Genomic DNA, 9,854 nt, shown 5'->3' with positions numbered 1-9,854 from the left:
CGCTTTAGCATTTACTATGATGTGGCTACCAATGTGGGCTGATTAATATATATACTACAAAGATCAACAGCCCCTAGTACTTTTAAGTGTAAATGACCCAACACCTAAACTATCTTTAGATTGAATCTCAGTAACTAATTCTATACCCGATTTAGTAAATGAAATTAGTGGATTGTTACTCAAATCATTTAGAGTAATAATCCCTGACTCTTGTTCTTGTAGTTTCAAAATAGAGTCATGAAATTTATCCCATACACTGCATTCAACCCAGCACTTTTTAACCGTGAGATTTACGCTTTGAAAAGGCATATTCCAAGACACTATTATATCAAACGCTACGGATGGCAATCGGTCTGTAGCGTCGGTAACATCAAGTTGTACTTCAAGTTCATTGTTACGGATTAAATTGAACATACTTCCCCAGTACTGCTAACGCCTTTTAATGCTTTGTTAGGTATACTTTGCTATTAAATAAATCCCAAGCACAATAACCAACCAAAAAAGATTACTATAAGTTAGATCATGTCTTTTTCTAGGTTTGACATAGGGTGGATAAACGACTTCCCACTTTTTACTATTTGCACAGTCTAATAATATTTTGGGTGTTACAGCAATACGATTAACTTTCTTATTAGGTGGTTTAAACAAAAAACTCCAAACATTTACGCCTTCATCGTTACTATGAAAATACCAAAGATAACCATCCATATTTACGCTAAAGTTTAAAGTATACTTGTCAATCAATTTAGAAAAATCATCACCTTCAATACCAAGCTCATTAAATAGATCAGTGTTTAGATCTAGTTTAACGTTATCAACTACACATTCACTTTCTATTAGGTTAAATATTTGCTCAATTGTAACCACGGTATACCTAATACCTCACCAAGAGGAAAATAATAATGAGTTAAAATTAGCGACAAAGGATAAAAACCAACTGCTATATAACTTTAACCCCAAGCCAATAATCCACCAAAACTTATCGAAACAATACAACCTATAATAATAAAAAGAGTCCGTTTGGAACCTTGAAAATATTTAAAACCAAATCTTTGAGATATTGATATACCAAAATAGATTATTACACACCCAATAAGCTCATATCACCCATTATTACCATTAGCATTGATGCTACTACAAAAAACTAGCGATAAGTTTTAGGAGCCGCTTATCTATTTTATGATTCGATGCTTTCATATTTTGCTCATATAACAAGCCTATAGATTAACTCGTTTTTTTATTATTTTTATTGATAAACAAACCATAGCTGAGTTCCTATTTTGGTTCAATAAATCACTGTATATTTACGCAGCATATAAAAAGAGTTTGCTGTTGTTTTAATTGGTGTTTTTTAAGGTATTGCTGGTGTTTAAGTGGTTTTATTCAAGTTAAAAGGGCTTACCCTTCTTAATACATCGTGTTTTGCAGCTTTTCTATATTATGAACAAGTGTAAAGGTTGGAGTCTAATTATCTTGTTCGTTGCGATTACGATTTTTTACGTCAACCACCATTTTTTAAGCTGCTTTTATAAGGCTGCTTTAAAAGCCTTTTTAAATATTACATGAACTATTTACAGGACTCACCGTTGAGTAGACCATTTTTATAGCTTTTATGGTTTTAACACTGCCATCAGGCTTCTTCTCAATAAACTACCGCTCTTTTTTACCATGGCTATAATATTCAATAACCTCTCTACCACTTTTTGTATTGCGACGAATCTGCTTGTCATGGAGCTTACCGTTCGCATCATAATTTTGATAGTCAATATAAGGGTTTTTATATTCATAGTAGCGGCTTTGTTCAAACCACTCGCCTACTTTATTTCCATTACTATACTTGCCTTTTAAAATGATTTCTCCTCGCTCATCTACCTCAATATAAGGACCATGAAGTACTCCTTTTTTATAAAAGCGCTCTTTATAAGCAGTTTCATTTAAGTACCTTTGCTTATCAAATCGAGAATAGTAGCGACCGATGTATTGTCGGTTCGTATCTTTACTTCCAGCCGATTCATATTCTTCTACCAAAACTCGTTCTGTGCCTGCATAGGTAAGTGATTTAACCCAACCACCATCTCTAGACTTATGATATTCTCGTTCAATATCGTTCTTATCGTAATTGATCCATTTAACGGTGTCGCCATGTTTACTTTTATAAACAATGACCGATTCCTTTAATTTACCTGACTCATCCCAATACTTTGCTGGGCTAGCTCTAAATGCTTTTCCGTATGTTTTTTGGCTCTTAATGTTGCCATTTTCATAGTATTCTAACCAAGTCCCAGCACGTTTACCTTGGTTGAAAAATTGAACCTGTTTAAGCGCTCCTGATTTATATTTGAGCTCTTTTTTATTATATTTTACGTTTTCTACGGTTGTTATATTCTTTTCTTTATCCGTATAGATAGTGGCATTTACCTGACACGAAATAAAAGTTAACAGGCAGGCTAATATTGATAATCTCATTTTATGTTCCTTACTTTAAAGATGTAAATAACAGGCGATTTCGAAAAAAGCGTAGGTGATCTCGAAATCGATCATTATTTCAATTTAATATTGACCGACTCTAAATACTCTTCCAACCAATAAGCTTAGAATAAATAGTATGTAGACCATCCATGCGTGAATAATATCTAAGACGTTATGAAATAGGCTGTCGTAATGTTTGTTCTGATCAATAAGAACTTTAGTCAGCTTGTTATCGTCGCGGTTAATTTTAGTTATAATCCCATTGATTAAGTAATCATCTACCTCAAGCAAGGTTTCAGAAATATTTTTAACTGATGAAACAGCAGGTAAAGTCTCTACTAAGCGATAAGAGTTTTTCGTATTACTTTGTGAATATTTATCTGTAGGGCGAATAATGTAAAAGTCATCTCTTAAGAGTGTTGGTTTAAAGGGATTTAGGCGTCTGTAATTAGGACCAAATGCAATACCATTACTCTTTGCAACTTGCTCATCACCTTGTTTTAAAAGCTCATCAATAATCACGTTTTTTTGCTCATTAATAAAACCTTTAAAAATTTTCTGTTTTTCGTTGAGTAACGTATTGCTAGAAAGCTTCTCTATTAGCGTCTTGTATTTGTACTTTTTAGTTAGGTATTCCCTTAACATTTGGCTATTCTCATCCAAAACATACTTTTGTCCGAATTCCAGTTCATACTTTGCTTCAACGTAGCAGATCTCCAATAAAAGCTTAAAATAGTAACTTTCTGGAAAAGAAGTCGCGTAATGAACAAATAGTGATTTTTTTTGAAGTTTTGAATAGTTAGGATCATCTCGAAAGTAACGATAAGGGCTTTGACTCATATTACTCGTTTTTGAAGAGATAATGGTCATAAATAACTCTTTCGTATATTGGATTTGTCCAATCAAAGCTATTCTCTCGTTGATTTGGCTTAGATCAATATCATGCTTCCACCCCGTGGGGACTAACGTGTTATAACCTGGAAACTTATCAATATTGGGAAGCAAACTGAGGTTATTAACGATAACCTCTTGATTTACTACTAACGGGTAATTTCGAAATTCTTCTAAGCCATTAAACTCTCGCTGCAGCTCGCGGACAGAAAGTTGAGTGACTAAATCATCGAGGTTATTGCTCATGTCAGTGGTCGTCAACGTATAAAAAAACGGGAAAAGCATAAATAAAAAAAGATAAGCGAAGCGTTTCTTGCGATTAACTTCTCGTTCTAAAATACTCCCTTTGAATTCTTCTTTTTTACTATAAGCAGCATGGTTAAAGTAATTACCGTTTAAACTCAATACAGAAATTACTTTTGCGTCTCTCCCCTCCTCTAAAAGCCCCTCAATGGTTATTTCTTTGGCTTCACCGATCATATCCTTTAAACGAGCCGTAAAATTATTCAAATTTATATAATAAGGACCTAAACGGTAACTACCAGCTTGCCCTCGCAAACGACCAGTCAGCTTCACTCTAAATTTTTTACTAAAATCGGTTTTATAAAAAGGTCTAGGTAAAACCCAACCAATAAAAATAACAAACACTAAAAATAGAATAATGCCTGCAATTAAGGTGTTATCAACAAAGGGGTAAGCCATAAGCAATAGCGCTACAAATAAGCTTGGAATGCGACGTTTATCTATGTTTGCACGACAGTATTCATCGTAAGTGACTTGTACATCCGTTTCCTCAAGGTGGTATTGTGTTTGACCTATTTTGTCTAAATCTCGATGACTAACAACATTAAAAGAGTCATCAATAGAAACAGCAAGCGCTCCCCGCTGGCGGGCCGGAAGTATAAACTCGACCGTATTATTCTCATCAATACAAAATTCAAGCTGTTTAACAATATCGATGTCGATCTCAAAGCGCTCAAAGAAACGACGAAGCCGAGCTGGCTTCCCCCACTTTTTATCTCGAATAAGAAAAGGACCAAAGCTGCCACTGATTCGGTAAACAGGCTCTTTGGCTTCGATTGGCTCGCCATAAAAATCTGACATAGCTGCAGCTTCAGCCTTCGTTAACAGACGTTCAGGAGTTATCTCTTTAAGTTTTTCGTCTAAAAACTTTAAATAGTGAGCACGTTCAATTTTATCTGAATTGATAAAGTTAAAGAGGCTCACAAAAACATAAAATAGACTTAAAATAACAAAGATGGAAACAAGGACGAAAAGAAAACCGCTCATGTATTAACTGCCTAGTAAAATTATTATAATATCAAAATGTTAAGGTTATTTTCCTGAATTAACATTGAAGGACACCACTTACACCACTTTATTAGAAGCCATTAAACGGCACTTGTGATATTTTTTCGAGAAAAACGAAGAGAAGTAAACAAAATAATTACTTATCAATATTTTACCACAGCTAAACGAAATATTACCGCTGAGTGATTAATTAAATAGTGGTGCCAGTTATCGAAATATCACAAAACTTATTAACTAAAGGCACACAACGATTATTAGAGTAAAGCACCAAAGTAAAAAAGAGTTTGGTGTTGTTTTAATTGATATTTTAGGAGGCATTGTAAGAATATATATTTGAATTAAGGCTCAGTATAAGCAACAAAAAGCCACAGGTAAGCCGCATAACAGCATTATTGGCTCACTGGCATTTAAAATGGATAAGGATTGTATTTAGGTGTTGGGCAACGAATACATCCTACGATGAATCGACGTATTTAGCGGTCTTAAACGAAGAGGTTCACCACTTTTAAAATTTGCAATTAATAGCTAAATTTACTATTCGTGCACCTCAGGGCGTGTTGTTAGGTGACTGATTTTACGCCAAAATATAAAGCAATTGCAAAAACAATTAGCACCAACAAGCCAACCCATTTTGGAACTTTCGTAACAGAACCACCAACGAGGTAATCCGTATGACTAGGGTTGATATTGTTATTGATTGACTCTATTAAATTAGACTTTGCTTTAGGTGAAAGGCTATCTATTTTTTTATTTACCTTTCGTGATGTTCGTGACAGCCAAACAAGAAAAAATCCAATGGCGATAACAACTATACTTTCAATCACACCAAGTCACCTAACGAGCCTGTAGATTCACTCGTTTTTTATTTATTTTTATTGATAAACAAACCATAGCTGAGTTCCTATTTGGGTTCAATCTATTACTGTGCTTTTACGCAGCATATAAAGAAGTGTTTGGTGCTGTTTAAATTGGCGTTTTGGAAACGATTACAGGTGCTTGAATAGCTTTAATTTAGGTTAAAAGGGCTTCCCCTTCTCTGTGCATCGTGTTTTGCAGCATGAGTAATTCTACAATCTCAACGCCGCGTTAAGCGGACAAAAATTCTGGGGGAAAAGTAAGCGACACAGGAGCAACAAAAAGCCAAGGCTAAGCCGCATAACAGCATTATTAGAACACTAGCATCTAAATGAATAAGGATTGTATTTAGGTGCTGGAAAACAAATACACCCTACGATGAATCGACGTATTTAGCGGTCTTAAAAACGCAGAGGTTCACCACTTTTAAAATTTGTAATTAATAGCTATATTTACTGCTTACCAAGTACTTTCCATTTTTGACTCGGTTATCAACTTAAGCCAATCATTAAATTTAAATTCAGACATTTGCTCTTCGAGCCATAGATAACAAGGGCATTCTGGATCGAAAACAAATAATTCACTTCTACCTTTTATTAAACCATAATGCTCGCCACTTGTTGATGCCGCAACTAATAATACACTAGGAAATAAATTTTCAGATTCAGGAAATACTTTTTGAGACCAAGCTTCTATTTCTTCCAATTTCAGAAACCAAAATTTACTTCCATAACTTCCGTAATCGTACTCCACGGTACCAATTTGTCGTAAGAATACTTTATAATCATCAGGAAGGTTTAAATTATACCTTTCTTCAAAAGCACATATATCTTCGTCGGAATACCGACTACCTGTAGAGAATGCTTTATCAAGTTGTATGAGAGATTCGAATTGTGAAATTTCATTGCTCATAATTAAATCCCCATATAGCTAACGAGCCTGTAGATTAACTCGTTTTTTATTTGTTTTTATTGATAAACAAACCATAGCTGAGTTCCTATTTTGGTTCAATCGATTACTGTACTTTTACGCAGTATATAAAGACGTGTTTGATATTGTTTTAATTGGCGTTTTGGATGGGATTACGGGTGTTTGAGTGGTTTTTATTTAGGTTAAAAGAGCTTCCGCTTTTTATTTAAAGGAAAGCAGGCTCAATACAGCCAAGTCGTTTACCATTCTTTAATAAAAATTATTGTCGCTTATCGCGCTACCTCTTTTTACTTTCAGTTTGTCATTATAGCTAAGTTTTTACGAGATTCATTTTTATAAATTTCACTTAACTTACTTATATCATTGATAATTTACGTAAGAATTAGAATGGGCGTCATCCTAACTTCATCCTCATCCTAACTTCAATTCGAGGCTATGCTTTATCGGGTGACGGGACAATTCCCAAAAAATTACGGCTTATGCGTGAAGATGTTAAGCATTTTATTTTGTCTAAAAAACGAAAGCACCGAAAATTTCCACGTTCGGTGCTTTATATACCTTCGAGGTATCCACTAAGATATAAGTCTAAAATTGCTTAACCGAACGGCATTGTTGTTTACGTATGGCATTTAATATATCTTCATCAATGCTAGGAAATATAGTATTGAACTCTGTGGTTAAAATACCATCAATATTAATCCCAGCCTCTTAAGTTGTGTAAAACCCAACCCGTCAATAGTCATTGCATCCATTTTTGAATTACTATACTCCCTCTGGTTTAGCGAAACAGTCGTAGCATCAAGAGTGGTAGGCATTTCAGCTCACTCTTGCTCAAATGGTCCTATATCAATACCAGCTCCTTGAACGCGAGTCATACCAAACATATCAACGACTACCCCAACACCAGTAAAATAATCAGTAAATAACGGAACCAATAAGTCATCTACGTTGTCACCTGCATCTACCAAACTACCTATGTTTAAACCACTGTAGTCTTTATTAGTTATAGCAGTTAGTAATTCTGCTTTGGTGAATAAAGGAGCGGCAGCTACATTTCCTGTACTACCTAAGTCAACTAGATCGTTCATTGTATAATATGTAGAAGTCCCTCTACGTATAATAGGATTTTCACTCATAATATTAGAGTTAAATTTTATCTCTGAGTTGGGATACTGCGCTTCAAAAAGTAGAGTGGGTCCATAAGGGTCTGATTGGTCTTCTCGCATATATCCCATATTGTATATAATGTTATTCTTGATAGAGGCTGTAGATGCATTTGCCATTAAGGTAATACCAGCCGCTGCATCATAAATAATATTATTAGAGATATTTAATACATCAGCACCAAGACCAATACCGGCTGATTGCCATGTATTATACGGAGTAGACCAAGCATCTAATGTGCCATCCATTCTTTGTTGAGGGGCGATATTATAAATAATATTGCCTACTATGTTTATAGTTTTAGACCATGCAACCGGGTCTGTGCTTGGAACTCTAATCCCATAAGTACAGTCATGTAAAACATTATTGATAAACCAAATATTATGAGGTTGATACTGAGAACCCATACACTTAGATACAGACCACTGAGTAGCGATAACATTGTGCACATAGTTAGAAGAAAATACTACACCGTTGCCATACTTGACCCATAAACCTGACTGCCTAACTCGGTAAACTTCATTGTTACCTACATAAACAAAAGAGGTAGAGTAATCACTACCAATAACCTGCACACCTGCCCCAGACATTTCATGGATCTCATTATCTAAAACCCACAGATTTCTAACACCTTGAACAATTTGTACACCAGTATAATCTTCATCGTTTAAATCATACATATCCCCTCCGTTGTGAATCTCATTATTGTAAATAACAATATTATTAGCTTCACTGACGTTATTCTCACTTTCTTCGGGATCGCCTTTACCAGCTACTGTTATACCTCCTCCGTTAATATCTAAGTTTCTCACTACTGCATTTACAATTGGATAACCTGCACTTGGAGAGCCTACCTGTACTTTAGCTCCATCAGTAAAAATAAGGTCTGTCAGATAAACATTAGCACCAGACATCTGAAACCCTACATATTTAATAGAGCCTCCTGTATCTTTAGCGCTTGTAATCCAAACAGGTCCGGCTACATTTGCCTCCCATACAGCATCAGTACCATTAAGGTAATACATTCTATTACCTTTGCCTGAGAAGCCTTGTGTGTACTCCCCTGATATTTCAACGTAAGAGCCTGCGGGTAATGGGTTTGGGATTTCTTTCCTTGGTGACGAAGGCATACCATACGCAGCATTATTATCCCCCGTTTGATAATTTATGTAGTAATACCCCGGAACTTCAACGCTCCAGTTACTTGGTCTTTCGGGCGCTTCTTGAGTAAAATCTAGACTAGTTTCAGGGATCCCAACAGGCATTGTGTATTCACTAGTGCTTATAATATCAGCAAGTTTAAAGGTTACATCAACGGTATGCGTGGCGGTAACATTGGTAAATTGATAAGAGGTTACAGCACCAACTGAAAGTCCGTCAACGGTTACTGCTAGTACTTGATAGCCAATGCTTGGGGTGATTGTAATGGTTATATCTGCGCCAGATTCCACAGAAGATGAGGCTGTAATAGTGCCATTTGAATCGGCGAGGGTAGTAATGGTAAATGTTTCAACAGGGATATCGTTTACTGTAATAGTGACAGTATCGCTATATTGCACGCCTTCACTGTCAGTGGCGGTTACTTGAAAGACTAATGAGTCACTTGCTGTGTCAACCAAAGGGGCTGTAAATTGTTGCGTATTTTGGGTCCCAAGTGCTGTTGAAATAGAAGAGCCAGATGTTTGTGTCCATAGATATGTCAAACTCTGTGTACTGTCGGCATTGGTTTGTGCGGTCAAGGTAACGGTATCACCTTCATTAACGGTTAGGTCATCACCTGCATCGACAGTAATAATAGTGGTGCCAGTCATGGCTGATTCAGATGAGTCGCTACCGCCACAAGCGGTTAAAAGAGTTAGGGATAAGTAACATAATGCGATTAAGCGACAAGGCTTTATCAAGGTAGTTTTTAATATTAAAGAGTTAATAACATAATCCTTCCATGTTTAATTTTGTTTTTCTTTGTGCGACTAATAGTGTAACAAGGCATTCTGGACATCCAAACGCTATAAATATAATTTACAGCAAAAAATAAATTTATACCGATAATATCGATTGAAATTTCAATTTAACGACGAGAATAAGCGAAACGTTAAAATGGCGAGCTGAAATCGGGTATTTTGTTGATTTTCAGACGCAAAAAGTATTAGTGAGACACTAGGGGCTGTTGATCTTTGTAGTATATATATTAATCAGCCCACATTGGTAGCCACATCATAGTAAATGCTAAAGCG

7 protein-coding genes and 2 pseudogenes are annotated in these 9,854 nt (G+C 35.6%); 2 read left to right on the top strand and 7 right to left on the bottom strand.

The features are described from left to right. Nucleotides 1–63: 63 nt before the first annotated feature. From I6F65_RS20435 to I6F65_RS20420, 4 genes are all read right to left on the bottom strand, one after another. Nucleotides 64–414: a hypothetical protein gene (locus I6F65_RS20435; protein WP_197114661.1), complete on the bottom strand. Its 351-nt coding sequence runs from the start codon at nucleotides 412–414 to the stop codon at nucleotides 64–66. 36 nt (nucleotides 415–450) lie between these two features. Next, entirely contained in the window at nucleotides 451–867 is a 417-nt protein-coding gene (locus I6F65_RS20430) for a DUF1493 family protein (RefSeq protein ID WP_331461429.1), read from the bottom strand. Nucleotides 868–1,650: 783 nt separating this feature from the next. Then, nucleotides 1,651–2,466, bottom strand: a complete 816-nt coding sequence (locus I6F65_RS20425; RefSeq protein WP_197114659.1) for a hypothetical protein — start codon at nucleotides 2,464–2,466, stop codon at nucleotides 1,651–1,653. A gap of 84 nt (nucleotides 2,467–2,550) precedes the next feature. After that, the gene (locus I6F65_RS20420) at nucleotides 2,551–4,650 is read right to left on the bottom strand and encodes a hypothetical protein (protein WP_197114657.1); all 2,100 of its coding nucleotides are present in this window, start codon (nucleotides 4,648–4,650) and stop codon (nucleotides 2,551–2,553) included. A gap of 391 nt (nucleotides 4,651–5,041) precedes the next feature. Between I6F65_RS20420 and I6F65_RS22075 the strand changes: the two are divergent. Beyond that, nucleotides 5,042–5,200 (top strand): annotated as a pseudogene (locus I6F65_RS22075) (IS110 family transposase); the annotation flags it as partial. 31 nt (nucleotides 5,201–5,231) lie between these two features. Here the strand turns inward: I6F65_RS22075 and I6F65_RS20415 are convergent. After that, nucleotides 5,232–5,495, bottom strand: coding sequence for a hypothetical protein (locus tag I6F65_RS20415; RefSeq protein ID WP_197114655.1), 264 nt, complete (start codon nucleotides 5,493–5,495; stop codon nucleotides 5,232–5,234). A 490-nt stretch (nucleotides 5,496–5,985) separates the two neighbouring features. Beyond that, nucleotides 5,986–6,438 (bottom strand): SMI1/KNR4 family protein, encoded by a 453-nt coding sequence (locus tag I6F65_RS20410; RefSeq protein ID WP_197114653.1) that lies wholly within the window; start codon nucleotides 6,436–6,438, stop codon nucleotides 5,986–5,988. A gap of 443 nt (nucleotides 6,439–6,881) precedes the next feature. On the opposite strand from I6F65_RS20410, the pseudogene I6F65_RS21880 reads away from it, so the two are divergent. Next, nucleotides 6,882–7,055, top strand: a pseudogene (locus I6F65_RS21880) (IS4 family transposase); the annotation flags it as partial. A gap of 222 nt (nucleotides 7,056–7,277) precedes the next feature. Here I6F65_RS21880 and I6F65_RS20405 read toward each other — a convergent pair. Next, the gene (locus tag I6F65_RS20405; RefSeq protein WP_197114651.1) at nucleotides 7,278–9,521 is read right to left on the bottom strand and encodes a right-handed parallel beta-helix repeat-containing protein; all 2,244 of its coding nucleotides are present in this window, start codon (nucleotides 9,519–9,521) and stop codon (nucleotides 7,278–7,280) included. Between the last annotated feature and the right edge of the window lie 333 nt (nucleotides 9,522–9,854).

Origin of the sequence: Pseudoalteromonas sp. SWXJZ94C (genome assembly GCF_015864385.1) — a bacterium.
GTDB lineage: Bacteria > Pseudomonadota > Gammaproteobacteria > Enterobacterales > Alteromonadaceae > Pseudoalteromonas.
Note: the sequence above shows the minus strand (reverse complement) of the source record. Positions and strands in the feature narration are given on the sequence as shown.

Excerpts from the sequence above, each read along its gene's own strand:
- I6F65_RS20420 (WP_197114657.1), bottom strand. The coding sequence starts at position 4,650 with ATGAGCGGTTTTCTTTTCGTCCTTGTTTCCATCTTTGTTATTTTAAGT.
- I6F65_RS20410 (WP_197114653.1), bottom strand. The coding sequence starts at position 6,438 with ATGAGCAATGAAATTTCACAATTCGAATCTCTCATACAACTTGATAAA.
- I6F65_RS20425 (WP_197114659.1), bottom strand. The coding sequence starts at position 2,466 with ATGAGATTATCAATATTAGCCTGCCTGTTAACTTTTATTTCGTGTCAG.
- I6F65_RS20435 (WP_197114661.1), bottom strand. The coding sequence starts at position 414 with ATGTTCAATTTAATCCGTAACAATGAACTTGAAGTACAACTTGATGTT.